Annotated in this window: 15 protein-coding genes, 5 tRNA genes and 1 pseudogene; 1 reads left to right on the forward strand and 20 read right to left on the reverse strand. The window is 67.6% G+C overall.

Features of this window, described 5'->3' with window-relative positions; translation table 11 throughout:
- Window positions 1-2: 2 nt before the first annotated feature.
- The 5 genes from pbpC to V7060_RS15220 all read right to left on the reverse strand — a co-directional run bounded on the left by pbpC (window position 3) and on the right by V7060_RS15220 (window position 12,268).
- Complete coding sequence (pbpC, locus tag V7060_RS15200) at window positions 3-2,354, reverse strand: penicillin-binding protein 1C (protein ID WP_334180093.1); 2,352 nt, start codon at window positions 2,352-2,354, stop codon at window positions 3-5.
- Between the two features lie 141 nt (window positions 2,355-2,495).
- On the reverse strand, window positions 2,496-7,391 hold the full coding sequence (locus tag V7060_RS15205; RefSeq protein WP_334180110.1) for an alpha-2-macroglobulin: 4,896 nt from the start codon (window positions 7,389-7,391) through the stop codon (window positions 2,496-2,498).
- Between the two features lie 138 nt (window positions 7,392-7,529).
- Window positions 7,530-10,220 (reverse strand): DNA gyrase subunit A, encoded by a 2,691-nt coding sequence (gene gyrA, locus V7060_RS15210; protein WP_334180094.1) that lies wholly within the window; start codon window positions 10,218-10,220, stop codon window positions 7,530-7,532.
- Window positions 10,221-10,510: 290 nt separating this feature from the next.
- Window positions 10,511-10,585, reverse strand: a tRNA-Val gene (locus V7060_RS15215).
- Between the two features lie 60 nt (window positions 10,586-10,645).
- Window positions 10,646-12,268 carry an FMN-binding glutamate synthase family protein gene (locus V7060_RS15220; RefSeq protein WP_334180095.1) on the reverse strand — a complete coding sequence of 541 codons (1,623 nt, stop codon included), beginning with the start codon at window positions 12,266-12,268 and terminating at the stop codon, window positions 10,646-10,648.
- Window positions 12,269-12,425: 157 nt separating this feature from the next.
- Between V7060_RS15220 and V7060_RS15225 the strand changes: the two genes are divergently transcribed.
- Window positions 12,426-12,572, forward strand: coding sequence for a DUF3149 domain-containing protein (locus V7060_RS15225; protein ID WP_334180096.1), 147 nt, complete (start codon window positions 12,426-12,428; stop codon window positions 12,570-12,572).
- 16 nt (window positions 12,573-12,588) lie between these two features.
- On the opposite strand, the gene V7060_RS15230 is transcribed toward V7060_RS15225, so the two are convergent.
- The 15 genes and pseudogenes from V7060_RS15230 to V7060_RS15300 all read right to left on the reverse strand — a co-directional run bounded on the left by V7060_RS15230 (window position 12,589) and on the right by V7060_RS15300 (window position 25,531).
- Window positions 12,589-12,675, reverse strand: a tRNA-Leu gene (locus tag V7060_RS15230).
- 112 nt (window positions 12,676-12,787) lie between these two features.
- Window positions 12,788-12,863: transfer RNA gene (locus tag V7060_RS15235), tRNA-Gly, on the reverse strand.
- A 28-nt stretch (window positions 12,864-12,891) separates the two neighbouring features.
- Window positions 12,892-12,965 (reverse strand) — tRNA-Cys (locus V7060_RS15240).
- A 109-nt stretch (window positions 12,966-13,074) separates the two neighbouring features.
- Window positions 13,075-13,150: transfer RNA gene (locus V7060_RS15245), tRNA-Gly, on the reverse strand.
- Entirely contained in the window at window positions 13,141-13,788 is a 648-nt protein-coding gene (gene pgsA / locus V7060_RS15250) for a CDP-diacylglycerol--glycerol-3-phosphate 3-phosphatidyltransferase (protein ID WP_334180097.1), read from the reverse strand. The genes V7060_RS15245 and pgsA overlap by 10 nt, the downstream gene beginning before the upstream one ends.
- Before the next feature lie 3 nt (window positions 13,789-13,791).
- Window positions 13,792-15,639: an excinuclease ABC subunit UvrC gene (gene uvrC / locus V7060_RS15255; protein WP_334180098.1), complete on the reverse strand. Its 1,848-nt coding sequence runs from the start codon at window positions 15,637-15,639 to the stop codon at window positions 13,792-13,794.
- The gene (locus tag V7060_RS15260) at window positions 15,636-17,051 is read right to left on the reverse strand and encodes a hypothetical protein (RefSeq protein ID WP_334180099.1); all 1,416 of its coding nucleotides are present in this window, start codon (window positions 17,049-17,051) and stop codon (window positions 15,636-15,638) included. Before V7060_RS15260 ends, uvrC begins: the two co-directional genes overlap by 4 nt.
- Window positions 17,052-17,082: 31 nt before the next feature.
- Window positions 17,083-17,547, reverse strand: a complete 465-nt coding sequence (locus tag V7060_RS15265; RefSeq protein ID WP_334180100.1) for a low molecular weight protein-tyrosine-phosphatase — start codon at window positions 17,545-17,547, stop codon at window positions 17,083-17,085.
- Window positions 17,544-18,305 carry a 3-deoxy-manno-octulosonate cytidylyltransferase gene (kdsB, locus tag V7060_RS15270; protein WP_334180101.1) on the reverse strand — a complete coding sequence of 254 codons (762 nt, stop codon included), beginning with the start codon at window positions 18,303-18,305 and terminating at the stop codon, window positions 17,544-17,546. The genes V7060_RS15265 and kdsB overlap by 4 nt, the downstream gene beginning before the upstream one ends.
- A 28-nt stretch (window positions 18,306-18,333) precedes the next feature.
- Entirely contained in the window at window positions 18,334-19,356 is a 1,023-nt protein-coding gene (gene lpxK / locus V7060_RS15275) for a tetraacyldisaccharide 4'-kinase (protein ID WP_334180102.1), read from the reverse strand.
- A complete protein-coding gene (msbA, locus tag V7060_RS15280) occupies window positions 19,353-21,101 on the reverse strand; it encodes a lipid A export permease/ATP-binding protein MsbA (protein ID WP_334180103.1) in 1,749 nt (582 codons plus the stop codon). The genes lpxK and msbA overlap by 4 nt, the downstream gene beginning before the upstream one ends.
- On the reverse strand, window positions 21,098-21,520 hold the full coding sequence (locus tag V7060_RS15285; protein ID WP_334180104.1) for a biopolymer transporter ExbD: 423 nt from the start codon (window positions 21,518-21,520) through the stop codon (window positions 21,098-21,100). The genes msbA and V7060_RS15285 overlap by 4 nt, the downstream gene beginning before the upstream one ends.
- A 9-nt stretch (window positions 21,521-21,529) precedes the next feature.
- Window positions 21,530-22,195 carry a MotA/TolQ/ExbB proton channel family protein gene (locus tag V7060_RS15290; protein ID WP_334180105.1) on the reverse strand — a complete coding sequence of 222 codons (666 nt, stop codon included), beginning with the start codon at window positions 22,193-22,195 and terminating at the stop codon, window positions 21,530-21,532.
- Window positions 22,161-24,528 (reverse strand): annotated as a pseudogene (locus V7060_RS15295) (DNA internalization-related competence protein ComEC/Rec2); the annotation flags it as partial. The gene V7060_RS15290 and the pseudogene V7060_RS15295, both read right to left, overlap by 35 nt.
- Before the next feature lie 58 nt (window positions 24,529-24,586).
- Window positions 24,587-25,531: an integron integrase gene (locus V7060_RS15300; protein WP_334180111.1), complete on the reverse strand. Its 945-nt coding sequence runs from the start codon at window positions 25,529-25,531 to the stop codon at window positions 24,587-24,589.
- Between the last annotated feature and the right edge of the window lie 1,210 nt (window positions 25,532-26,741).

A 26,741-nucleotide genomic window follows, 5' to 3' on the forward strand; every position in this document is an offset into this window, starting at 1 on the left:
CGTCAGCGCAACACCTTGAATCGGACTCTTGCCCACGCGCCGCTGTCAGCGAGCGCGGTGAGCTGGTGGTCGCCCGCTTCGGTGAAATCCTGCTGGAACGCCTGCGCGCCCCGCGTTTCCGCGATCCAGCGTCCGTCCAGCAGCCACTGCACGCGCGTATCGGTACCCAACGCGCGCAGTTGCAGGCGCACGCCGTGCTCGCTGCCGGGTGCGCGGGCCAGCGTGGCGAGATCGTTGAGTCCGTCGATGCGCAGTTCCTCGGCGGCATCGCGTCCGTCGGGCTGGCAATCCGGTGACAGCGGCGGCAGGCGCGATGCCGCCCGTTCCCGCTGCGGCAACCAGGGCGATGCCAATGCCGGCCAGCGAGCGATCTCCGTACTGCGCGCCTCATGCGCCTGCGCGCACTCCCCCGACAGACGCAGGCCGGTCCGCGCATCCATCTCGAAACGCTCGCGGCCGGCGTTCCACAAGCGAGCGTCGCGTTCGGCGAATGTCGGTGGCACGTTGCCGCCCAGCGTCCACGCATCGCGTTTGCGCTGGCAAAGCACAGGCGGCTCGGCCTCCGCCAACGTTCCCAGTGGGCAGCAGATCGCCTGCTCCGCCACGCCGACAGGCGGCGGGACCGGCCCCGCATCGCCTTGCGCGCGCGGCAGGCTGTCGATCACTTCGAACATCAGCGGCAGCGCGGTGACTGCGCCGTACTGGCCGGGCAATGGGGTGCCATCGGGGCGACCCACCCACACACCGACCGTATAGCGTCGCGTGCTGCCGAGCGCCCACGCATCGCGGAAGCCGTAGCTGGTGCCGGTCTTCCAGGCGACACGCGGCCGGTTGCCGGTATCGAGCACGCCCGTGCCATACCCCGGACGCGGATGCGCCTCCAGTACCTCGCGGATGATCCACGCCGCCCCGGGCGACAGCAGGCGACGGTCCGATGCCGGATCCTGCGTGGTGTAGCGCACGCGGCCTGACAGTCCGCCACGGTTCAACCCCGCGTAGGCACCCACCAGGTCTTCCAGCCGCGCGCCGGTGCCGCCCAGGATCAGCGACAGGTTCGGCTGCGCGCCACGCGGATAACGCAGCACCAGGCCGTTGTTCGCCAGCCGCGCGGAGAAACGCGCCGCGCCGACGCGGTCCAGCAGGTCCACCGCCGGCACGTTGAGCGACAGGCGCAGCGCATCGGCCGCGCTGACCGGGCCGTTGAACGCCGCATCGAAATTGCCCGGCCGGTAACCCCCGAACGACTGCGGCGCGTCGATCAACAGGCTCTCGGAATGGATCAGGCCGTCATCGAGCGCCAACCCGTACAGGAACGGCTTCAGGGTCGAGCCGGGCGAGCGCCATGCCTGCACCATGTCGACGTGGCCCAGGCGCTCGCGATCGCCGAACGCGACCGAACCGACGTAGGCGCGCGCTTCCATGGTGGCGTTGTCGACCACCAGCAGCGCGGCCGATGTGCGTGCGGGCAATGTCGAGAAGTAACTTTGCACGCGCTCCTCCAGCGTGCGTTGCAGGCTGGCGTCGATTGTCGACGCGATGCGAGATGCACGCGGTTGCTGGCGGCGAAGGCGTTCGGCCAGCAGCGCGGCGCTCAAGGGTGCCTGCAGGCTGCGCGCCACGACGGGTTCGATGCGTGCGTCTTCGACGTCGGCCTTTGACCAGACGCCGAGATCGGCCATGCGCTGCAGCACCTTGTCGCGGGCCGCGCGCGCCGCATCCGGCTGACGGTCGGGGCGCAGCCGGCTGGGCGATTGCGGCAACACCGCCAGCAGTGCGGCCTCGGCATGCGACAACCGCGCAGCCGGCTTGCCGAGGTAGGCCCAGCTGGCGGCATCCACGCCTTCGATGGTGCCGCCGAACGGCGCGCGCTCCAGGTAGAGCGTCAGGATCTGCCGCTTGGACAGGTGCGCTTCCAACTGCACCGCGCGCAGCATCTGCTTGGCCTTGCCCCAGGGCGTGCGCGAATGGCGGTCCAGCATGCGCGCGACCTGCATGGTCAGCGTGGAGCCACCGGACACCACGCGTCCATGGCGGACGAACTGGCCGGCGGCGCGTACCAGCGCCCACGGATTGACGCCGGGATGTTTCCAGAACCAGCGGTCTTCGTAGGTCAGCAATGCCTGCAGGTAGAGCGGCGATACGGTGTCGGGCGTCGCGGGATAACGCCACACGCCATCGCGGTCGGCGAAGGCGCGCAGCGGCGTGCCGTCGCGCGCGACCACCAGCGTGCTGGTGTCGCGGGTTTTCGGCAACGGGGGTGGGAAGGCGAGATCGAGGATCAGCAACGCCACGAGCACGACGACGGTGGCCCAGCGCAGCCAGGTCAACAGTCCGGAGAAACGTCGCTTTTGCATGAAGGATTGCAGCACTGCATGTAGCCGTGGGAGCGACGTGAGTCGCGATGAAGCGTTACCGGCAATCCGTCGCGACTCACGTCGCTCCCACGGCACCCTACGATGTTGCCCTCCTCCCCGCGCGCGGGGAGGAGGGACGCGTCATGGCTGTACCACCGTGATCGTCGCCGGCGACGCCCTGCCGACACCGCGGATGTCCGGACGGTACATGTCCTCCACCAGCGAGGGCGGCACGGTGTACGTGCCCGGCGTTACCGCGCGGACCAGGTAGAACAGCTTGGCGGTATTGCGGCGATCCAGTTTCAGCGCAGCCACGTAACGGTCGTCGCGGAACTCCTCGTGCTTGACGTCCGCCGCGCTGCCACGGTCGCTGATTGAGATGCCATCGACCACGACTTCCGCCCACTGCTTGGCATCGCCCAGGTTGAAGTTCTCGATCTCCAGGCCAGCCGGCAGCAGGTCGGTGAACAGCGCGTCCGGAATCGCGACGTTGGCGGTGATGCCGACGCGCACGATCAGCGCCTCGCCTTCCTTCAGCGTGCCGCCCTTCCATTCCTGTCCGTCGGTCGTGTAGTAGCGGCGTTCGATGCCGATCTGGCGGTCGTCCGGCGCCGGCGCGCTGCGCGGAATACCGGCCACGTCCAGCGAGGCGTACAAGGGCGGCGAGCCTTCCGGTGTGAAACGCAGGCCACGCGCCAGCGCGGCGTGGTCGACGCTGCGGCCGAACAGGCGCACCGGCGCGACGGCTTCGGCGTCGCCGCCAATACTCCACTGCCCGGACACCAGCTTCTTCTGGTCGACCATCAGCGCCTTGCCCAGCCGCGCCAGCGCCACCTGCTCCTGCGTGCTCAGCCACATCCAGCCACTGTTGCGGCGGGCATCCAGTTCGCGACCCAGCGAGATCGCACGGCGGTCGTACTCCGGCTTGGCCAGCTTGCGCTCGTGCACCAGCGCGATCATTAGCGCGTCGTCGCGCAACCGGGTGCCGTAATCGCCCAGGTATTCGGGACGATCGCCGGTCTTCTCGAAGCCTTCGGCGATCGCCTTCGCGCCGCGCGCCTTGTCGCCCTGCAGCGACAGCGCGATGCCGAGGTGCACCAGCGGCAGGCCGGTCAGGGTCTTGCCGCGTTCGTTGTCGTACAGCGCGCGCAGCGTACCCAGTGGCGCACGGTTGACACGGGCGAGCACGTAACCGGCATAGGCCTGGTTGGCGAACTTGAGGTGGTCGCGTCGGTCGTAGCCGTAGAACTGCGCACCGCCGGCCAGCAGGTCCTCGTTGAGGCGCGTGAGCGCCTTCTGCAGCACGGCATCCGGCACCGCGAAACCGCCCTCGCGCGCATCCAGCAGGAACTCCGCGATGTAGGGCGTCAGGCCCGGGTTGACGTAGTCGTCGTTGCCCCACATCGAGAAGTGGCCGTTCGCCACCTGCATCGACGCCAGTCGCCCGAACGCGCCCTCCATGCGCTCGCGGCGCTTCTTCACTTCCAGTCCGTCGATGCCGAGCAGCTTGGCCGTGGCGTCGTCCAGTTCCAGCGCGGCGTAGCCTTTGCTGGTGGTCTGCTCGGCACAACCGTACGGATACTCCAACGCGCCCTTCAGCGCACTGGCGAACGGAATCGGCGGCAGCGCGCTGACCGTCATGCGGGCGGTCACCGAACCGGGCATCAGCCCATCGGCGAAACCGGCGCCCATGTCCACCGGCACCAGGCTGTCCAGCACCTGCGTGCGCGAACGCAACACGGCCGGCCAACCCGCACGCACCGGCACGTCGTAGCGACGATCGACCTTGAAGCCGTTGCCCTCGACGCGTACGCGCACCTGCGCGGTGGTGTAACCCTCACCCGCCGTGACCGGGAAGGTCAGCGTGCGCTTGGCGTCGACCGACAGGTCGGCGCTCTTGCTGCCTTCGCCGATGGCGAGCGGACCTTCACCGTTCACCAGCACCTTGAAGGCACCGGCCTTGCCGGTGAAGTTCTGCACGTCCAGCGTCACCGTGCTCTTGTCGCCCGGCGCCAGCACGCGCGGCAGGCTGGCTTCGGCCACGATCGGCGCACGCACGACGGTTTCGCGGTCGCGGTTGCCATAGCGCGTATCCGAATAGACCAGCGCGGAGACACGCAGGGTGCCGTTGAAGTCCGGCACCTTCAGCGCCACGCGCGCGTTGCCCTTGCCGTCCAGCTGCACCGGACCGGAGAACAGGTCCACCGTCTGCACGCGCGAGGTCGGCCGCTTCGCCTGAGGCAACGCGGCCAACGCCATGTCGCCACCGAAGCGCATCTTGGCGCTGCCGCCTTCGAAGCTTTCGATCACGCGGCCGTAGATGTCGTACGCGTCCACGCCCAGCCGGCGTTGCGCGAAGAACTGCGCGTTGGCGTCTGGTACCGGGAAGCGGGTGATGTTGAGGATGCCGACGTCCACTGCCGATACGGTGACGTGCGCGGTCTGGCCCGCCAACTCGGGCACGCTGACGGTGACTGGTAGCTCCTGCTCGGGGCGCATCTGCTTGGGCACCGACAGACCGACGGCGACGCGACGGTCGCGGCGGTCCATCGGCACGTGCGCGACGCCGACGGCGCGCGCCGGCGTGATCTTGCTCGGCGCCGAACCGCCGCGGAACACCAGCGCGGTGACGTAGACGTCGTGGCGCTCCCAGTCCTTGGTCACCGGAATCGAGAACGTGCTGCCCGGCTTGGCGTCGATCGCCTGCACGTACAGCATGCGGTCGCTCTCGACCATCAGCAGGCCCTTGCCGGCATGCGGCGGGGTGACGGTGACCTTCAGCGTGTCGCCCGCCTTGTAGCCGGTTTTATCCAGCGCCAGCTTGACCTTGTCGGGGCGCGCGTCCAGCCCGCGGTTCTGGTCGTCCCAGCTCCAGCCGGCACGGAACGGATAGCGCGTGGTCAGGCCGGTGGCCGGATCGAACACGTCCAGCCGGTACTCGCCCCACTCCACCGGGAAGTCGATCTTCGACGCGTTGGCGCCGACGTCCAGCGTACGCGTGTCCTTGTTCTCGAAGCGGCGGGTGAAGTCGTAGTCCCAGCCGCCATCGTCCGAATGGTTCCAGTGGTAGTCGCGCAGTTCGCGCACCAGCGTGGCCTTCAGCCCCTTGCCGGGCTGCGGCTTGCCGGCAGCATCCATGCGCACGATCTCGAAGCCGGCGTTCGCGTTGGCATCGGCACCGTCCTTGTCGTCGAACAGCGGACGGATGCCGACCAGCGCATCGGCCGGCCACAGCACGCGCTTGAGCGTGCGGTTCACCGTGCGGCCGCCGGTCTCGTAGACGCTGCCGGACACGATGGCGGCGATCGGGCTGCGCGGCTTGGCTTCCGCAGGCAGCGCGATGTCTTCTTCCAGCACGCCATCGTCGGCCAGCGTGGTGTCGATGACGTCCTTCGCCTCCTTCGGCAGCTCCATGGTGGGATCGCCGAAGAAATAGCCAGGCAGTTGCTCCAGCGGATGCTGTTCCACCGCCACCGCCAGCTTGGCGGTGAAGCGGTTGCCGCTGGCAGGCGCGCCGTAAAGGTAGGCCGCAGTCGCCTTGAGCTTGAGCGGCTGGCCCGGCTTCAGTACCGGTGCGGCGTCCAGGTCCAGCTTCATGCGCTCGGGCAGGAACTCCTCGATGCGCAGCGTCATGCCCTGTACCACTTCCTTGCTGGCTGGATCGGTGCGGAACTCCACCTGCCAGCGCCCGGTGGGCGCCTCCACCGGGATCGTCTGCTCGAATCTGAAATACCCCTGCGCGCCCGCCTCGAGGCGCGTCTCGCGGAACACCTTGCCGTCGGGCTGCTTCAGGCGCAGGAAGACCGGCTGCCCGCCACCCTGCTTGGGCGCCGGCACCGGCTTGCCGTCGTTGTCGCGCAGCAGCGCGGAGATGCGCACCGTTTCACCGGGGCGATAGAGGTCACGACCGGACCACGCGAATACGTCGAACCAGGCCTGCTCGCGACCGGCGACGGCAAACTCGGACAGGTCGAGCGCCGGCTGGTTGAACGGCAGCATCGACACGTCCTTGCCGCGCGTGGCGACCAGCACGTGCCCGGCGTCCAGCGTGTAGTTCAGCAGCGCGTTGCCGTTGCCGTCGGTCTTGCCGGTCAGGACGGCTTCGCCGCGCGCGTCGAGCACCTTCAGCTCCACGCTGCCGGTGGCGGAGCCGTCCTGCAGCGAGGCGGTGTGGACGAACAGCTTGTCCTTGTACGCGCGCGTGTGCAGGCCGATGTCGCTGACGGTGAAGAACGCGGTCTCGAACTCACCGGCGAACTTGCCGGTGGGCTTCATCACCGCGAAGTACAGTCCGGGATCCTGCAGTTCGCGGATGTCCTGGATCGGCAGGTAGGTCAGCATGCGCTCGTTCGGCTTGCCACCCAGCACGAAGCGATTGAGGTAGACCGGTTCGGCCAGCTTGCCCAGCGGCGTGCTGTCGCCGTACTCGCTGTCCAGGTCCCAGCTGCCGCGGCGGCCGCCACGCTGGTACTCGGCGAAGAACTTGGGTAGCTGCTTCTCGGTGACGCGGAGGAACTCCACATCCACTTCCGGCACGTTGATCGACACCACCGGCAGGCCGCGGCTCTCGCGCGCCGGCAGCACGCTGCCCTGCGACGCGAAGCCGACCGCGGGGTCGAGTTCGCCGGTGTGCACCTTGTGCGTGTCGTCCTTGCCCAGGCGCGTGCCGTCGGCGGCGGACAGTCCGGCCTTCAGCGTGACCTCGTAGTCCTTGGCGGCTTCCACCGACGGGAAGCGCAGCACCAGGCCCTTGTCGTCCAGCACCCAGCTGCCCTTCACCGCCGCGCCGTTGGCGTCCTTCACCACCAGCAGCGTGTCGAAGTCCTGCGAACTCACCAGCGGACGGCTGAACTCCAGCGCGATGGTGAGGTCGCCGTCATGCTGGTCTGGATAGGCACCGACCAGGGCGAACCCGTCCACCTTGGCGGCCTGCGCCTTGATGGGATCGCCGCTGGCTTCGGGCAGTTGCCCGGACTCGTTGCGCTTGCAGCCGGCGAGCGCCGTCGCTGCGATCAGGCCAATAAAAAACGCGCGCATCCAGCGATTGCGCGCGTTCGGGGTGTTGCGACTTGCCGATCCCATGTGCCATTCCCTGCCGTGGTCGTACCGGCAGTATAGAACGCAGGAACGAACGTGGCGGGGTCAGACCCCGCACACGTTCACGCGAATCGACGATCAGGCTTCCGGCGGTGCGCCGGTGGCTTCCGGCGCCGTGGTCACGACGGTGGCCTCGCCCTCGATGACATCCTCTTCGTCCAGCGAGGCATCCAGGCGTTCCACTGCCTGCAGCGTCTCGCCATCGGACAGGCGGATCAGGGTGACGCCCTGGGTGTTGCGGCCGACCTGCGAAATCTCCGCCGCACGGGTACGCACCAGCGTGCCGCCATCGGAGATCAGCAGGACCTCGTGGTGGTCGGACAGCTGGATGGCACCGACCAGGCGGCCGTTGCGTTCGGTGGTCTTCAGCGCGATCACGCCACGGGTGCCGCGGCCCTTGCGGGGGTAATCGGCCACCGGGGTGCGCTTGCCGTAGCCGCGCTCGCTGGCGGTCAGGATGTCGCCGTCGCCATCGACCACGACCAGACTGACCACCTCGGAACCCGCTTCCGGGATCGACGGCACGCTGTCGGTATCGCCGGACTCGCCTTCGTCCTGCTCGCCTTCGGCTTCCGCATCCGCGCCTGCGACCAGGCGCATGCCGCGCACGCCGGTGGCGGTACGGCCCATCGCGCGCACCAACGCCTCGGAGAAGCGCACGGCGCGGCCGTTGGAGGCGAACAGCATGACATCGCGCTCACCATCGGTCAGGGCCACGCCAACCAGGGCATCGCCTTCGTCCAGGTTGATCGCGATCTTGCCGCGCGCCAGCTTGAACGCGAACTCGGTGAGCGGGGTCTTCTTGACCGTGCCGTGCCTGGTGGCAAAGAAGACGTAGCGGCCTTCCTCGTACGCACGCACCGGGACGACGGCTTGCACCTTCTCGCCGGCTTCCAGCGGGATCCAGTTGATGATCGGGCGGCCGCGCGCATTGGAGCCGGCCTCAGGCAGCTGGTACACCGGCAGCCAGAACACCTTGCCGCTGCTGGTGAAGGTCAGCAGCGTGTCGTGCGTGTTGACCAGCCACAGCTGGTCGATGAAATCCTCTTCCTTCGTCGCTGCCGCGCTGCGGCCACGGCCGCCGCGCTTCTGCGCGCGGTAGGCGCTGGCCGGCTGGCGCTTGGCGTAACCGGCGTGCGACAGCGTGACCACCATGTCTTCCGGCGCGATCAGGTCCAGGATGTCGAGGTCTTCCTCGCTGTGACGGATCTCGCTGCGGCGCTCGTCGCCGAACTCGGCCTTGACGTTCAGCAACTCGTCGCGGATCACCTGCAACAGCACGTCCGGATTCTCGAGGATGCGGATCAGGCCGGCGATCACCTCCAGCAGCTGGCGGTATTCCTCGGTCAGCTTTTCCTGCTCCAGGCCGGTCAGGCGGTGCAGGCGCATTTCCAGGATCTGCGTGGCCTGCGCCTCGCTGAGCTGGTAGCGGCCGTCGACAAAACCGATCGCGGCAGGCAGGTCTTCAGGACGCGAGGCTTCCGCGCCGGCCGCGGCGAGCAGCGAACCGACCAGGCCCGGCTCCCAGGTCTTGGCGAGCATGCGCTCGCGCGCTTCCTGCGGGTTGGCCGACGTCTTGATCAGCTCGATCATCTCGTCGATGTTGGCGAGCGCGACCGTCAGGCCTTCCAGGATGTGGGCGCGGTTGCGCGCCTTGCGCAGCTCGAAGATGGTCCGGCGGGTCACCACTTCGCGGCGGTGGCGCACGAAGGCTTCCAGCATCTGCTTCAGGTTGAGCAGCTGCGGGCGGCCATCGACCAGCGCGACCATGTTGATGCCGAACACCGATTCCATCGGTGTCTGCAGGTACAGGTTGTTGAGGACGACCTCGGCCGATTCGCCGCGCTTGACCTCGATGTAGATGCGCATGCCGTCCTTGTCGGACTCGTCGCGCAGCTCGCTGATGCCCTCGAGCTTCTTTTCCTTCACCAGCTCGGCGATCTTCTCGATCAGCCGCGCCTTGTTCACCTGGTACGGGATCTCGGTGACGATGATCGACTCGCGGCCGTTGTCGTCGTTGACCTCGATGTCGGCCTTGGCGCGCATGCGCACGCGGCCGCGGCCGGTGCGGTAGCCGGCGATGATGCCGGCGGTGCCGTTGATGATGCCGCCGGTGGGGAAATCCGGGCCGGGGATGTACTGCATCAGGCCATCGACATCCAGTTCGGGATTGTCGATCAGCGCGATCAGGCCGTTGACCACTTCCGACAGGTTGTGCGGCGGGATGTTGGTGGCCATGCCCACCGCGATGCCGGCCGAACCGTTGACCAGCAGGTTCGGGAAGCGCGTCGGCAGGACCGTCGGCTCCTGTTCCTTCTCATCGTAGTTGGGCTGGAAGTCGACGGTTTCCTTGTCGATGTCCGCCAGCAGCTCATGGGTGAGCTTGGCCATGCGGGCTTCGGTGTAACGCATGGCGGCGGCGGAGTCGCCGTCGACCGAACCGAAGTTGCCCTGGCCATCGACCAGCATGTAGCGCAGCGAGAACGGCTGCGCCATGCGCACCAGCGTGTCGTAGACCGACTGGTCGCCGTGCGGGTGGTATTTACCGATCACGTCGCCGACGATGCGGGCGGACTTCACGTGCGGCTTGTTGGCATGGTTGCCCAGTTCGTTCATCGCGAACAGGACGCGCCGGTGGACGGGCTTCAGGCCATCGCGGACATCCGGAAGCGCGCGCCCCACGATCACGCTCATCGCGTAATCGAGATAGCTGCGTCGCATCTCGTCTTCGAGGTTGACGGGGATGATTTCCTTGGCGGTATCGGCCATTCGGGTTCCGTGTTTCTCAGGTTGTCTCGGGCCGGAATCCAAGCCAAAACGGGCCTAGCCAGCGTGGGCCGGCGAGGCAGTGACAGGCGGGGATTCCGACGGGTTCTGCAGCACGCCGAGTGTACCACAACGGGGGCGCCAAACCGACCGTTTCAGCCGGAGAAACAAGCACTTATGCATCCTTCGGCGCGACACGGCGGACGATGGGCCAAGCCGCCCTGCAGGCCGGCCGGCGCACGCAGGTCTCGGATACGAAAAAGCCCGGCCAAGGCCGGGCTTTTCGCTGGAACTGGTGGGCGGTACAAGTTTCGAACTTGTGACCCCTGCCGTGTGAAAGCAGTGCTCTACCGCTGAGCTAACCGCCCGAAATCATCGGGGCGCGAATGATAAGCGCGGACCGGGGGGGCGGTCAACGCATGCACCGGTCAACGGTCCTTGGTGTCGCACAGCGCACTGACCCGGCGCGGCGGCGCGAAAGCGTCGCTGCGCGCGTCCGGCCAGAAGTCGCGGAACACCGCATGCGACGGCACCCGGTCCAGCAACTCGCCGGGTTCCAGGAACTTGTACAGCGCGGCCAGCGAACGCACCTCGATCGGCGACACCCGCCGCAGGATGTGCTCCGGACCCAGTTGCTGCGGATGTTCAAGCCCCGCCGCGCACAGCATGTCGCGCAACGCCTTCAGCGTGTTGTCGTGGAACTGCTGGACGCGTACCGATTTGTCGGCCACGTCGAGGTGCTTCCAGCGCTTCGGATCCTGGGTGGCGACGCCGGTCGGGCAGCGATCGTTGTGGCAGCTCTGCGCCTGGATGCAGCCCAGCGCGAACATGAACCCGCGCGCGGCGTTGCACCAGTCCGCGCCCATCGCCATCGTGCGCGCGATGTCGAATCCGCTGATGATCCTGCCGGCCGCGCCGATCCGGATGCGATCGCGCAGGTTCAGGCCCACCAGCGTGTTATGGACCAGCAGCAGCGCCTCATGCATCGGCACGCCGACATGGTCGATGAACTCCGCGGGCGCGGCACCGGTGCCTCCCTCGGCGCCGTCCACCACGATGAAGTCCGGCAGCAGGCCGGTCTCGTGCATGGCCTTGGCGATGCCGAACCATTCCCACGGATGCCCGATCGCCAGCTTGAACCCGGTCGGCTTGCCGCCGGACAGCTCCCGCAGACGGGCGATGAACTGCAGCAGTTCGACGGGCGTGGAGAACGCCGAATGTTTCGCCGGCGACACGCAGTCGTGCCCCATCGGCACACCACGCGTGGCAGAGATCTCCGCGCTGACCTTGGCAGCCGGCAACACGCCGCCGTGACCCGGCTTGGCGCCCTGCGACAGCTTCAGTTCGATCATCTTCACCTGCGGCGAGTGCGCGTTCTCGACAAAACGCGCTTCGTCGAAACGGCCCCGCTCGTCGCGGCACCCGAAGTAGCCGGACCCGATTTCCCACACCAGGTCCCCACCCTTTTCGCGGTGGTACGGCGAAATCGAACCCTCGCCAGTGTCGTGGTAGAAGTTGCCGCGTCGCGCGCCTTCGTTCAGCGCGCGCACGGCGTTCGCCGACAGCGAGCCGAAGCTCATCGCCGAAATATTGAACACGCTAGCCGAGTACGGCTGCGCCGTCTCCGCACCGATCACCACGCGGAAGTCGTGCGAATCCACGCTCGCGGGCGCCATCGAATGGTTGATCCACTCGTAGTCCACGCCATAGACATCCTGCTGGCTGCCGAACGGCACCACGTCGCTGACACCTTTGGCGCGCTGGTAGACCAATGCCCGCTGCTGCCGCGAGAACGGCACTTCGGCCGTGTCGCCTTCGATGAAGTACTGGCGGATCTCGGGACCCACGGACTCCAGCCCGTAGCGGAAATGCGCAAGCACGGGATAGTTGCGGCGCAGCGTGCTGCGGGTTTGCAGCACGTCCCAGGTGCCCAGCAATGCCAACGCGCCGAAGACGGCGATGCCCCACCACGCGGCAGGCCAGGTGAACGCCAGCATCAGCGATGCGAGCAGCAGCACGATGCTGAGGGCATAGGCGAGGTAACGCTGCATCCGGCAGTCTCCCGTGGGCCAGCCCCGATTCTATGCCATGCGCTGCGACCACAGGCCGCAGTGCCGATGCGACCGGCACCGCACGGTTGATCCGGATCAATGCCCGTGGGTACGCGTGATGCGACGTTGGCGCCACCACAACCGGGGAGAACACGACATGCATCCGATCCTGCAAGAAATCCTGATGGAACCCGTGGGCTGGCTGGCCATCGGCGGCAGCATCGTCATGGTGGGGATCGGCGTCTTCGTGGCGCTGTTCGTGCGTCGCAAGGTGCGCGAGGAAGAGAGGAAGCGGCAGCGCTGAGGCAGCAGCGCCACGGTGGTGCCCGGAGCCGGAATCGAACCGGCATGGCCTCGCGGCCGGCGGATTTTAAGTCCGATGCGTCTACCAGTTTCGCCATCCGGGCCCGTGGATAGCCTGCCTCAGTCACGCCGTGTTGGAAAGCGGCAGCCACCGATGTCTAGGAACGACGAAGCCCCGCGTGCGGGGCTTCGTGCGTGCTCGTCGAGGAGCGTGTATGGAGCGGGAAAAGGGACTCGAACCCTCGACCCCGACCTTGGCAAGGTCGTGCTCTACCAACTGAGCTATTCCCGCGTAAGAGACCATTGCGGTCCCTCGAGTCTGGAGGCCTGGGTCGGAATTGAACCGGCGTACGCGGATTTGCAGTCCGCTGCATAACCACTCTGCCACCAGGCCGATGGCGACCGCGCCAGACTGGCGCAATCAGGGTGCTTTTTCAAGGCGCCCTACAACACAAAACCCCGCGAACGGGGTTTGGGTGAACCGTCCCTTTCAGGACGAAATCTGGAGCGGGAAAAGGGACTCGAACCCTCGACCCCGACCTTGGCAAGGTCGTGCTCTACCAACTGAGCTATTCCCGCGTCGAGAAGGTCGAAATTGTAGCGTCTTGTTTCGGCATGTCAACAGGCTTCTTCTCGCCATCACGCAGGATGGGCCATGCCGCAAGCAGGTACTGGATGCCCGACCACAGCGTCAGCAGGGCCGCGATCGCAAGCAGCCAGTCGCCCAGCACGAAGACCCAACGCCCCATCCAGATGTCGTCCAGCGACTGCGCGCCCGGCGTGGATGCGTACAGCAGGCATGAGAGCGCCACCATCTGCACGATGGTCTTGATCTTGCCCAGCGAGGCCACCTTCACCGTCGCACGCTGTCCCAGTTCCGCCATCCATTCGCGCAACGCGGACACCGCGATCTCGCGGCCGACGATGACGGCCGCCCAGATCGCCATCCACATGGTCGGGTTGTCCTGCACGATCAGGAACAGCGACACGGCCACCATCAGCTTGTCCGCGACCGGATCGAGGAAGGCGCCGAAGGCCGAATAGAGGTGGTAGCGACGCGCGATCCAGCCGTCCAGCCAATCGGTCACCGCCGCCAGCACGAAGATGAACGCCGCCGCGAAATTGGTCCACGAATACGGCAGGTAGAACACCAGCACCAGCACCGGGATCAGCACGATCCTCAGCAACGTGAGCCAGGTGGGAACGGTCAACGTCATCGCTTACTCGGTTCCTGCCTCGGGGGACGGCAGCCCGTGCAGGTTAGCGTAGATTCGCTCGGCCAGTGCGGCGTTCACCCCGTCCACCCGCGCGATCTCGTCGGCACCGGCGGCCTTGAGGCCGGCCAGTCCGCCGAAATGCTTGAGCAGGCTGGCGCGCCGTCGCGGACCGATGCCCGGGATGTCTTCCAGCTTGCTGGTCATGCGCGCCTTCTGGCGCTTGCCGCGATGCCCGGTGATGGCGAACCGGTGCGCCTCGTCGCGCACCTGCTGGATCAACTGCAGGGCCGGCGACGCCGCGCCCGGGCGTACTTCGCGCCCATCCGGCATGACCAGCGCCTCATGGCCGGCGCGGCGCTCCACGCCCTTCGCCACGCCGACCAGCATCACGCCGTCCACGCCCAGGTCCGCCAGGGCGGCCTGCGCCTGCGCGAGCTGCCCCGCGCCACCGTCGATCAGCAACACGTCGGGCAGCACGCCGCCCTCTTCCACCGCCCGCCGGAAGCGGCGTTCGATGGCCTGGTGCATGGCGGCGAAATCGTCGCCCGGCGTGATGCCCGTGATGTTGTAGCGGCGGTACTGCGAACGCACCGCGCCGTTGGCGTCGAACACGACGCACGACGCCACGGTCGCCTCGCCCATCGTGTGGCTGATGTCGAAGCACTCGATACGCCTGGCGACTTCCGGCAGGCCCAGCAGTTCCTTCAGCGCTTCGCTGCGCGCGGTCTGCGCGTTGCGGCTGCCGAGTTCGGTCACCAGGGCGACTTCGGCGTTCCGCCGGGCCAGGTCGAGATAGCCCGCGCGCTCGCTGCGGACGTTCCATTTCAGCTGCACCTTGCGGCCCGCCGCGGCCGACAACGCGTGCTCGATCAGCTCTGCCTCGGGGATCTCGCGGTCGAGGACGATCTCCTGCGGCGCTGGCTGTTCGGCGTAGTACTGCGACACGAAGGCGCCCAGCACCTCTTCCGCGGAATCCTCGCCGTTGGTCTTCGGAAAGAAGGTGCGCGTGCCCAGGTTGCGGCCATCGCGGAAGGCGAGCAGCAGCACGCAGGCCTGGCTGCCCTGCATGGCGCAGGCCAGCACGTCGAGGTCGGCGGCGTGGCCGTCCACGTATTGCCGCGCCTGCAGGGTACGGATCGAGGCCACCAGGTCGCGCAACCGTGCGGCCTGCTCGAACGCCAGGTTCGCGCTGGCCTGCTCCATCGCCGCACCGAGTTCGCGGGTCAGCTCGTCGCTCCGTCCGTCCAGGAACAGGGTCGCGCGACGGACCGCTTCGGTGTAATCCGCTTCCTCCACCAATCCGACGCAAGGCGCGCTGCAGCGGCCGATCTGGTACTGCAGGCAGGGCCGCGAGCGGTTGCGGAACACGCTGTCCTCGCAGTTGCGGATGCGGAACAGTTTCTGCATCAGGTTCAGCGTTTCGCGCACGGCGCCGGCGCCGGGATAGGGACCGAAGTAGCGTCCGGGCACGGCGCGGGCGCCACGGTGGAACGCGATCCGCGGCCATTCCTCGCGTGTCAGCAGGACGTAGGGATAACTCTTGTCGTCGCGCAGCAGCACGTTGTAGCGCGGCGTCAGCGACTTGATCAGCTGGTTTTCCAGCAGCAGCGCTTCGGCCTCGGTGCGGGTGACCGTCACGTCCATGCGCGCGACCTGCGACAGCATCGACAGCGTGCGCGGCGACTTGGGCGAATTGCTGAAGTAGCTCGCCACGCGCCGGCGCAGCGCACCGGCCTTGCCGACGTACAGCAGGGCATCGTCGGCCGCGTACATGCGGTACACGCCGGGCGCGGTGCTCAGCCCGGCCGCGAAGGCCTTGCCGTCGAATGCCGCCTGGGGACTACCGCTCATTCGTCGATCGGAACGTGGCTCAATTCGCCGGTGGCGATATCGTAGCGCAGCACCGCATGCGCATCGGTCTCGGCGATCCACACCGCGCCGGCGGCCACGGACAGGCCTGCGGGACCCTGCAGGCGCCGCGGCAGCGCGACGGTACTCAGTTCGCCGCCACCGAGGCGCAGCATGCGCAGCGTGCCATTGCCGCTGTCGGCGATCCACATGACCGGCGAGTCGGGACTCAACGCCACCGCCTGCGGATGCTGCAATTGCGCGCGATCGCGCGGGCCGTCCTCGTCGCCGAAGCTCCAGGCGCCCTGCCCGACCAGCGTCTGCACCGTATCGCCCCGCAACTGCATCGAGCGCACGGCCGACCCCACGGCATCGCAGACATACAGGGTCTGCAGCACCGCCGCGAGGCTGGCCGGTTGCGCGAACGCCGCCATCGGCCCGCTGCCGTCGCGGACATCCAGTTGCCCCGATCCCGCCCGCGCACGGATCTCACGGGTACCCAGGTCGTAACTCCAGACCCGGTTGTCGCCCGCCATCGCCAGGAAGATCTGGTTGTTGTTGACGACGATGGCCTGCGGCTGGTTCAGCGCCAGGTCGCGCGGCGCGGCGACCACGCCCTCGGTGGGCTCACCGGCCCGGCCATTGCCGCACAGGGTGTCGACCGTGCTGGTCGGCAGGTTGATGCGCCGCAGGGCGTGGTTGCCGGTATCGGCGACGTAAAGCGATTCCCGCACCAGCGCCAGGCCCTGTGGGCGGCGGAAGGCCGCATGGTTCAACTCGCCGTCGGCGAAATCCGGCGTACCCATACCGAACTGCCGGATCACCCGGCCGTGGTGGTTGCACTCGAGCACGCGATGGTGGCCGCAGTCGGCGACGAACAGGCGGTCCGGCGTGGCGACCAGCCCGGTGGGAAAACACAGGGGCGCGCGTGGTTCCGGCTGGGTTTCGCGAAACGCGCGCAGGTCGTCGTCGGGTGGCTCATGGAGACCTTCGCACAGGCGCGCGATCTGCCGCTCCAGCTCCGCCAGCCCCTCGACGCCGACGGCACGATGCCGCACGTTGCCTTCGCCATCGATCAGCAGCACCGTCGGCCACGACTCCACGCCGAAGCGCTGCCAGGCTGTCCAGTCGGCGTCGTGCGCCACCGGCAGCGACACGCCGTGGCGGCGCAGACGTTTCAAGGCGGCCTGCGGATCGCGCTCGCTGTCGAAGCGCGGCACGTGGATGGCCAATGCCTGCAGCCGTCCCAGATAGCGGGCCTGCAGCACGGCCAGGTCGTTGAGCCGTTGCGCGCACCACGCGGACGCGCTGTTGACGAAGGCCAGCGCGACGATGCGCCCCCGCTGTTCGTGCAGCGTGGTGGTAGGCGCATTCAGCCATTGCAGGCCACGTGGCAGTTCGGGAGCCAGGGTCATGTCCGTCATCGTTCCCGATTATGCCCCAGTCTCAGCGGACGCCGAGCCGGGTCACGACCGCCTGTGCCGCGGAATCGACCAGTCGCCAGACCTGCTGGAAATCGTCCGGACCACCCGTATACGGGTCTGGCACTTCGCCGTCCGTCTCGATGCCGGCCCAGGCCAGCAGCAGGTCCACGCGATCGCGCCGGCCCGGAGGCGCCAGGCGCAGGACGTCGCGGAGATTGGCGCGATCGGCGCACAGGATCCAGTCGAACGCGTGGAAATCGCCCACCGACAATTGCCGCGCCCGCTGTTCGCCGATATCCACGCCGTGTCCGCGGGCGCACGCGATGGCGCGGCGATCCGGTGGCTCGCCGGCATGCCAACCGCCGGTACCGGCGGAATCGACCTGCACGCGACCTGCCAACGTCGACGCAGCGATCCGCGCACGCAGCGCGCCTTCCGCCATGGGCGAACGGCAGATGTTGCCCAGGCAGACGACCAGCAGCTTCACGCCTGCGCCTGCAGGGCCGCCTCGGCGCGCGCCAGGTCCTCCGGCGTATCCACGCCCGGCGGGAAGGGTTCAGGCGTCACGGCCACGGCGATGCGATGCCCCGCTTCCAGCACCCGCAGCTGTTCCAGCGACTCGATCTGTTCCAGCCGACCCGCCGGCATGGCCGAGAAGCGACGCAGGAAGCCCGCGCGGTAGGCGTAGATGCCGATGTGCCGCAGCCATTGCCCCGGCGGCAGCACGTCGCGCGACCGGGCAAAGCCGTCGCGGTGCCACGGGATGGGGGCGCGACTGAAGTACAACGCGTCGCCATTGGCCGCGCGCACCAGCTTGACCACGTTGGGATCGAACAGCGTGGCCGCGTCGTCGACGGGCGCTGCCAGCGTCGCCATCTCCGCGCCACTGGATGCCAGCGTGTCGGCGACGGTGCGGATGCCGGCCGGCGGTGCGAACGGCTCATCGCCCTGCAGGTTCACCACTAGCGCATCGTCGGCCCAGCCAGCGATGTCCGCGCACTCGGCCAGGCGATCACTGCCCGAGGCATGGCGCCCGGACGTCATCGCGACCCGCACTTCGGTCCCCTGCAATGCGTCGCGGATGCGCGCATCGTCGGTGGCCACCCAGACTTCGCGGGCGCCCGCTGCCAGTGCACGACGCGCGACGTGCACGACCAGCGGCGTGCCGCCCAGCAGGCGCAGCGGCTTGCCGGGCAGGCGCGAGGCGGCGTAGCGGGCGGGAATGGCGACGATGAAATCGGTCATCGGGATCCAACTCGATGGAAAGGGAACACTACCGGCTGCCGGCATTCGCCGACGTCACGGAACCCAGCCGCTCCAGCAGGGCGACCCAGAATGCCTCGGGCAACTTCGCCGCGACCGGCACGCTGTAGAACCAGGCGTTGGCGAATGCGGCGCACTTCACCGCGTCCTTTTCGGTCATCAGCACCGGCAGTTCGCTGCCGAAGGCGAAATCCCCGGCCTGGTAGGCATGATGGTCCGCGAACGCGTGCGGCACCACGCCCAGTCCCTGGCTGCGCAACATGGTGAAGAAGCGTCCCGGATTGCCGATGCCGGCGACGGCATGCACGCGCTGGCCGGCGAACGCGGACAACGGCTTCGGCCGGCCGCCACGCAACGGCAGCGCATCGTCGACCTGCAGGTGCATCGGCCATTCGCCGAACGCGGCGCCATCCTCGGCGTCCGGCAGGTTGACCACGCGGAAGTCGCACGCCGCCGCGCGCAGGGCCGGCTCGCGCAGCGGACCGGCGGGCATCAGGCGACCGTTGCCGTAGCGGCGCGCACCATCGATGACCTCGATCTCCACATCGCGTTGCAGGCGGTAGTGCTGCAGGCCGTCGTCGCAGATGACCACGTCGCAACCGGCCGCGACCAGCGCCTTCGCGGCGGCGACACGGTCGCGGTCCACCCGCACGCGGGTACCGGTCTGGCGCGCGATCAGGACGGGTTCGTCGCCGCCGTCGGCAGGCGGCGTCGCCGCATCCACCCAGCGCGCCTGCCCCGCGCCGCTGCGGCCGTAACCGCGGCTGGCCACGCCCGGCTTGAAGCCGGCCGCGCGCAGCCGCTCCACCAGGGCGATCGTCAACGGTGTCTTGCCGGTACCGCCTGCCGTGATATTGCCCACCACGATGACCGGCACGCCGGCACGGTGCCGGCGCAGCAGGCCGATGCGATACAGCCCGCGCCGCAGCGCGACCAGCGCGGCGTACACGCCCGCCAGCGCACGCGCCCACGCGGGCACGGGATGTCCACCGAACCAGTAGTCGGGGGGCTGCGGCATCGCGCGCTTGCTCACCCCGCCTCGCCCTCGCGGAACTGCATCTGGTACAGGTGGGCGTACAGCCCCCCGCGCGCGAGCAGTTCGGCGTGCGTGCCCTGTTCCACCAGCCGTCCCTGGTCCAGCACGAGCACCTGGTCGGCATGTTCGATGGTCGACAGCCGGTGCGCGATGACCAGCGTCGTGCGGTCGGGCATCAGTTTCTGCAGCGCGTTCTGCACCAGCCGCTCGGATTCGTTGTCGAGCGCGGCGGTGGCTTCGTCGAGGATCAGGATCGGCGCGTCCTTGAGCATCGCGCGCGCGATCGCCAGGCGTTGGCGCTGCCCGCCGGAAAGGCGTCCGCCCTTGTTGCCGATCGGCGCCTGCAGGCCCTCCGGCAGTCCCTGCACGAATTCCATCGCATTGGCGCCCCGCACGGCGTCGTCCATCGTGGCGGCATCGGCGCCCTGCAGCTCGCCGTAGGCGACGTTGGCCGCGACGGTGCCGTCGAACAGCATCACCTGCTGCCCCACCAGCGCGATCTGCCGGCGCAGGTCGGCCAGCCGGTAGTCCTGCAACGGATGACCATCGAGCAGGATGCTGCCGGATTCGGCCTCGTAGAAGCGCGGGATCAGCTTGATCAGCGTCGACTTGCCGCTGCCGGAACGGCCGACGATGGCGGTGACCGTGCCGGGACGCGCGGTGAAGCTGATGCCATCCAGCGCGGGCTTGCCCTGGCCCGGATAGCGCGCGGTGATATCGCGGAACTCCAGCAGTCCGTTCGCGCGATCGAGGGTGCGCGTGCCGGCGTCCTGCTCGTCCTCGGCATCCAGCACCGAGAACAGCCGCTGCGCCGACGCGATGCCGCGCTGGGTCATGTTCTGCACGTTGGTCAGCTGCTTCAGCGCCGGGATGATGGCCATCATCGAGGTCATCAGCGAAACGAAATCGCCCGCCGTCAACCGTCCCGCCATCGCTTCACGACCCGCGATGAACAACAGCGCCGCCAGGCCGGTGGCGCCCATCAGCTGCACCATCGCCGACGAGATGGCACGGGTGGATTCCACCTTCATCGACAGGCTGAGATTGGTATCGGCAAGCGAAGTATAGCGCGCCATTTCCACCGGCTGCGCGCCGTACACCTTCACTTCCTGCTGGTTGGACAGGGTCTGGTCCGCGGCCTGCAGCATGTGCCCGGCGCTTTCCTGGATGCGATGGCTGATGCGGCGGTAGCGCTTGGCCACCTTGTCCATCACCCATGCCAGCGGCGGCGCCAGCACCAGGATGGTCAGCGTCACCTGCCAGCTGTACCAGAGCATCACGCCCAGCGCACCGATCACCTGCAGCGACTGCTGCACCACGACCTTCATCGCGTCGATCGCGGCCTGCGCCACTTGGTCGCTGTCGGATCCCAGCTTCACCAGCATCGACGGCACCGGCTCGCTGTCGAAGCGTTGGCCCGGCATCCGCAGGTACTTGCCCAGCACCTTCACCCGCAGGTCACGCGAGATGCTGCGGGCGGCCTTGCCCATGCTCATGTCGGTGATGTAGCCGGCGATGCCGCGGACGACGAACAGGCCGATGATCGCCAACGGCATCCACTGGTTGATGTCCTGCGGCGTCACCAGATTGTTGGTGATCGGACTCATCAACACCAGGAAGCCGCTGCCCGCGGCCGCTTCCAGCAACGCGCCCAGTGCGGCCAGCGCCAGCAGCCCACGATAGGGCTTCGCGAAACGCAGCAGTCGCTTGTAGACCTGCCACGGCGAGTCCGCCGGACTCACTTCCGCGCCTCCGGCGCCGTGGCGATGTTGATCCGGCGGAAGCCCAGTTGTCCGAGCGCATCCAGGGCCGTCACCACGGCCTGGTGCGGCGTGCGAGCGTCGGCACGCAGCAGCACCGGCCGGCTGCGATCTCTGCCGGTCACCTGCTGCAGGGTCTGCTTGAGCGCGTCGATGTCGGGGCGCAGCACCTCATGCTCGTCGACGAAGTAGCGCCCGTCGGCATTGACCAGCACGCTGAGCGCCTTCACCTGCGCGGCCACCGGTTCGCCGGTGGCGCTTGGCAGCTGCAGTTGCAGCATCGAGCGCGCATCGAAGGTCGTGGTGATGACGAAGAAGATGATCAGCACCAGGATCACGTCGATCAACGGCACCAGGTTGATCTCGGGTTCTTCCTGCGAACGGTCGTCGCGGATGCGCATGCGCCGGCCTCAGGCGTTCGTCGGCGCCGCGGCCGGCGCGACCCCGCCAGCCGGACGGGCGACGGCACGCGGATGGCGGGCTTCCAGCGCATCGACCAGCGCGGTGGCTTCCTTCTCCATCTCCATCACGTAGCCGGTGACCTTGCCGCGGAAGTAGCGGTGGAACAGCAGTGCCGGGATGGCCACGATCATGCCGGCCGCCGCACACACCAGCGCCTTGCCGATGCCGCCCGCCAGCGCGTTGACGTCGCCGACGCCGCTGTCCTGGATGCCCAGGAACATCTGGATCATGCCGACCACGGTGCCGAGCAGGCCCAGCAGCGGGCCGGCCGAGGCGATGCTGCCCAGCGCGTTGAGGAACTTCTCCATGCGATGGACCACGTGCCGGCCAGTGTCCTCGATGCGCTCGCGGATCTGGTCGCGCGGCTTGTTGCGGACGTCGAGCGCCGCCGCCAACAGCTCACCAAGCGGGGAGTTGCGGCGCAGGGATTCGATATGCGCCGGCTCCAGCTGGCCACGACCGGCCCAGGCGCGGACTTCCTCGCCCAGCCCGGGCGGCAGGATCTCCTTGCGACGCAGCGACCAGAACCGTTCCACCACGATGGCCAGGGCCAGCACGCCGAGCAGCAGCAGCGGGATCATCGGCCAACCGCCGGCCTTCACCAGTTCCAGCACGTTCAGTCCTCCGGCGCATCCGGCCGTCCTTCTTCCAGCCGATAGGATAGCCCACCGGCCTGCTGGCGCCGCACGGCGTCCCACCAGCGTGCCCGGTCGTGACGCCGTTCACGCACCTGCAGGCCGTCCGCGCCGATCCAGACGCGCAGCGCGCCACCGGACTGGGTATCCAGCACTTCGGCACCCCGTCTGCGCCAGCGAGCGACCACGTCGGCCCGCGGATGGCCGAATCGATTGCCCGCGCCACTGGCATTCAACACCAGCCGCGGCGCGGTGGCGGCGACGAATGCGGGATCGGAGGATCCGGCACTGCCGTGGTGCGGCACCACCACCACGTCCGAACGCAGGGCGACCGCGTCACGGTGCACGAGCCCGCGTTCGACGATGGCGCCGATGTCACCCGGCAGCAGGAGGCCGCCGTACTCGGTGTCCACTTTCAGCACGCAGCTCGCCTCATTGCCGAGGTAGGGGAAATGCAGGCCGGGATGCAGGAAGCGGAAGCGCACACCGTCCCATTCCCAGGACGCGCCGGCGATGCAGGCCGCATGCGCATCCACCGGCCCGCCCGGTGGCGCCAGTACGGTGCGCACCGGCAGGCTGTCGCGAACCGCATCGGCACCGCCGGCATGGTCGTTGTCGCCATGGCTGACCACCACCGCATCCAGCCGGCTGACGCCAAGCGCACGCAACGCAGGCACCACCGCGCGCTCGCCGGCATCGAATCCGTCCTCGACCGCAGGGCCCGCATCGAACAGGACGGCATGGTTCGCCGTTCTCACCAGTGCCGACAGACCTTGCCCCACATCGATCACTACGAGTTCCACCTCACCTTCGCGCGGCTTTTCACGGTCCGGCCACAGCAATGGCAGCCACAACAGCACCGCAAGGGACTTGCCTGGCACCCCGCGCGGCAGCAGCAGCCAGAAGCCGCCTGCGAGCGCCAGCCACAGCGCCCAGGCCGGGCTTTCCGGCAACCACCAGAGCGCATACCGCAGGTCCTCCAGGCGTTCGAAGGCCTGCCAGCTCGGCGCGAAACAGGCGCCCGCCAGCTGCCACGCCCATGTCCCGGCCCCTTGCCAAAGGGCTTCGAGGCCGGTACCGAACAGGGACAGCGGCACGACCACCAGGCTCCACCACGGAATCGCCGCCAGGTTCGCCACGGGACCGGCCAGCGAGGCCTGCCCGAACAGCACCGCCGTGAACGGCAGCAACCCCACCGTAGCCACGCCCTGTGCAGGCAGGAAGGCCTTGGCCCAGTGCATCGACGCCGGCAGGCACCACGCCAGCCACGCCACGCCGCCGAAGCTCAGCCAGAAGCCCGCCGCCAGCAACGACAAGGGATCGAAGAGCAGTACCGCCAACATGGCGAGCGCGAGCGTGTCCACGATCCGCACATGACGCCGCGCCAGGCGCGCCAGCACCACCACGGCGATCATCAGCACCGTGCGCACCGTCGGCAGCGCGAAGCCGGCGACCGCTGCATAGGCGAGCGCACCCAGCAAGGCAGCAGCGCCCGCCGCCTGGGGGCGCGGGATGCGTCGTGCCAGCAACGGGAACACCCACCACAGGGCCGCCGCCGTCAGCGCGCAGGCCCCGGCCACCATGCCGACATGGAAGCCGGAAATGGCGATGAGATGAGTCAGTCCCGTCGCGCGAAGCACGTGCCAGTCTTCGTCCTCGAGCGCCCGCGTATCGCCCAGCGCCAGCGCTTGCACGAAGCGCGCCTGGCGACCGGGCACCTCGTCCGCGATGCGACGCGACAGGCGACTGCGCCAGGCATCGATCCCCTTGCCGGCGGACAGCCTTTGCGCGCGCGCCGCCTCGCGCACGTAGCCGGTCGCCGCGACGCGCTGCGCCGCTGCGTAACGCTCGGCATCCACGCCACCCGGGTTCGCCAGTCCGCGAGGCGCCCGCACGCGCGCGATGAACCGCCACCGTTCGCCGGCACCCAGTTGCGTTCGCGGACCAGGCGCCGCCGCACCGAAATCGTCGTACCACGCGAGCCTGAGCAACCGCCCCCGCAGTGGAGCCGGCTGCTGCTGCGTGTCATCGACGCGCAACAGGAACCGCGTCCGCCGCGCCTGCGGTTCGGGCAGTCCGACCAACTGACCGCTCACCGCCACGTCCCGCCCCTCCCACGCAACCGGCAATTGCACGCCCATGCTCCACGCGGCATGCAGACCCGCCCACGCCGCGCCCGCCAGCAATGCACCCGCACTGCGCCAGCGCCTGCCCGCCCACCAGCCGAACAGTCCAGCGGCCAGCAGGAGCCACAGCACGATCACTGCGGGCAATACCGGCTGCCACAGCATCCCCACCATCCCGAGCAGCATCGCGACCACGCACGTCAGCCCGAATGGCGCAGGCGCCTCCCGTTCCGCCTTCTCCACCTCAACGGTCCAGCGGACTGAGCACGGCGCCGGCGCCGCGATTGAGCACGTGGGTGTAGATCTGCGTGGTGGCGACATCCTTGTGACCGAGCAGTTCCTGCACGGTACGGATGTCGTAACCGCCCTCGATCAGGTGCGTGGCGAAGGAATGACGCAGCGTATGCGCCGTCACCGGCTTGACGATCTCTGCCGCGATCTGCGCGCGCTTGAGGGCGCGCGACAGCATCGCCTCGTCCAGATGATGGCGACGCCATACGCCATCGCGCGGATCCAGGCTGATGAGCCGCGCCGGAAAAACGTATTGCCACCCTACTTCCCGGGCCGCCGCCGGGTATTTGCGGGAAAGCGCGTGCGGAAGCCATACCGCGCCCGCGCCCTTCGCGAGGTCCTGCCGATGCAGCACCTGCACGCGCTCCACCTCGGCCTGCAACGCAGGCACCAGTGATGCGGGCAATACGGTCCGCCGGTCCTTGCCTCCCTTGCCCTCGCGCACGGTGATCTCGTTGCGGGCGAAGTCCAGGTCCTTCACCCGCAACCGGACGCCTTCCATCAAGCGCATGCCGGTGCCGTACAACAGGCGCGCCAGCAGATCCATCCGCCCTTCCATGTGCGCCAGCAACGCACGCACCTCCAACTGCGAGAGCACGGTGGGAACACGCTGTGGCCGCTTCGCGCGGACCACATCCTCCATCCAGTCCAGCTTCATGCCGAGCACGTCGCGATAGAGGAACAGCAACGCCGACAGCGCCTGGTTCTGCGTACTGGCCGCAACCCTGCCCTCGACCGCCAACCCGGTCAGGAACGCCTCGACCTGCACCCGACCCAGCTCACGCGGATGACGCCTGCCGTTGGCCAGGATGAAGCGCCGTATCCACCCCACGTACGCACGCTCGGTACGCAGACTGTAGTGACCAACCCGCAACCTGCGAGTCGCCTCCTCGATCAGCCCCCTGCGAACATCCCCCGCACCGTCATCGGATACCGCCCCCTCCGTTGGCTGATATTCCATCGCCACCGCACTCCATGCGAATAACGCGAACACCATCGCAAGCAACCAGGCACCAAACCATCAGGCAAGCCGATGAATACGCATAAGAAAATCCCGATTGACGCCGTGAATCCGAGCCAGAATACTCGGCGCTATTACCTCGAAATGGGGTCTACTAGGTATTAGGTGCCAATGGATAGGCCATTCCAGCGGATAGGATCAGTATCGAACGCCCACGTTGGACGCGAGTTCGAGCTGATCGCGCAACGATTTTTTGCGCTTCAAGATGTTCATCTCCAACTCTGTCATCGCGTTGAGATTGGTATCGGCCAGACAAAGAAGCTGCATGCCTTTGACTTGGGGTGCTCCGACCAAAAAGTGATCGTCGAGTGCAAGTCGCACCGCTGGACAGCCGGACACAACGTACCTAGTGCAAAACTGACCGTCTGGACCGAGGCCATGTACTACTTCCACGCCGCCCCGCCGGACTACCGAAAGATCCTATTCGTGCTACGGGACCTCCGGCGTGGCGCTGGAGAGAGTCTTACCAACTACTACCTGCGTACCTGCAGCCATCTGGTTCCGCAAGGCGTGGAGTTCTGGGAATACGATGAGTCAGCTAGTGCCGCCGTCCGGGTTGGCACTTAACAATTCACTCAAGCCGACGCCGCTTCGCGGCGCGGCTTAATTCGGGCATTAGATTTGCAGGAAAGAATGTGGCTATCGTCAAAAGCTTGACCTATGAGTACCGAACACTACTTGACGGCATTGAGGACGCAAAGGCTGAAAGGACTGCATCTGAAATCCTCGCCCTGCTAGCACCGCTTACGAAAAATTGGACTACTGAAACAAACTCGGCATGGACGTGCAGGGCCTATCTAGCCACGAAGATGATCCTCAATGCGACAGTGCTAGTAAACGGCCTAAATTTCGCCGCAGGTTCAGGCATGAGGATCGCAAACCCATATCTTGAATACTACGCTGCGCTTTGCGCTATGCGAGCAGTTGTATTCACGTTGCCCACGCAAGAGTGGTCTGACGGATCGCTCATGGCGATCTCACACTCAAAAGCAATAAATGTTTCGTTTGATTGGCTATCCAAGCTAGACAAAGGGGTTCTACCCCGAAATCACGGACGGTTGTGAAAGAGCTTGGAACTTCCGATCGC

It is taken from the genome of Pseudoxanthomonas sp., from assembly GCF_036845285.1.
GTDB lineage: Bacteria > Pseudomonadota > Gammaproteobacteria > Xanthomonadales > Xanthomonadaceae > Pseudoxanthomonas_A.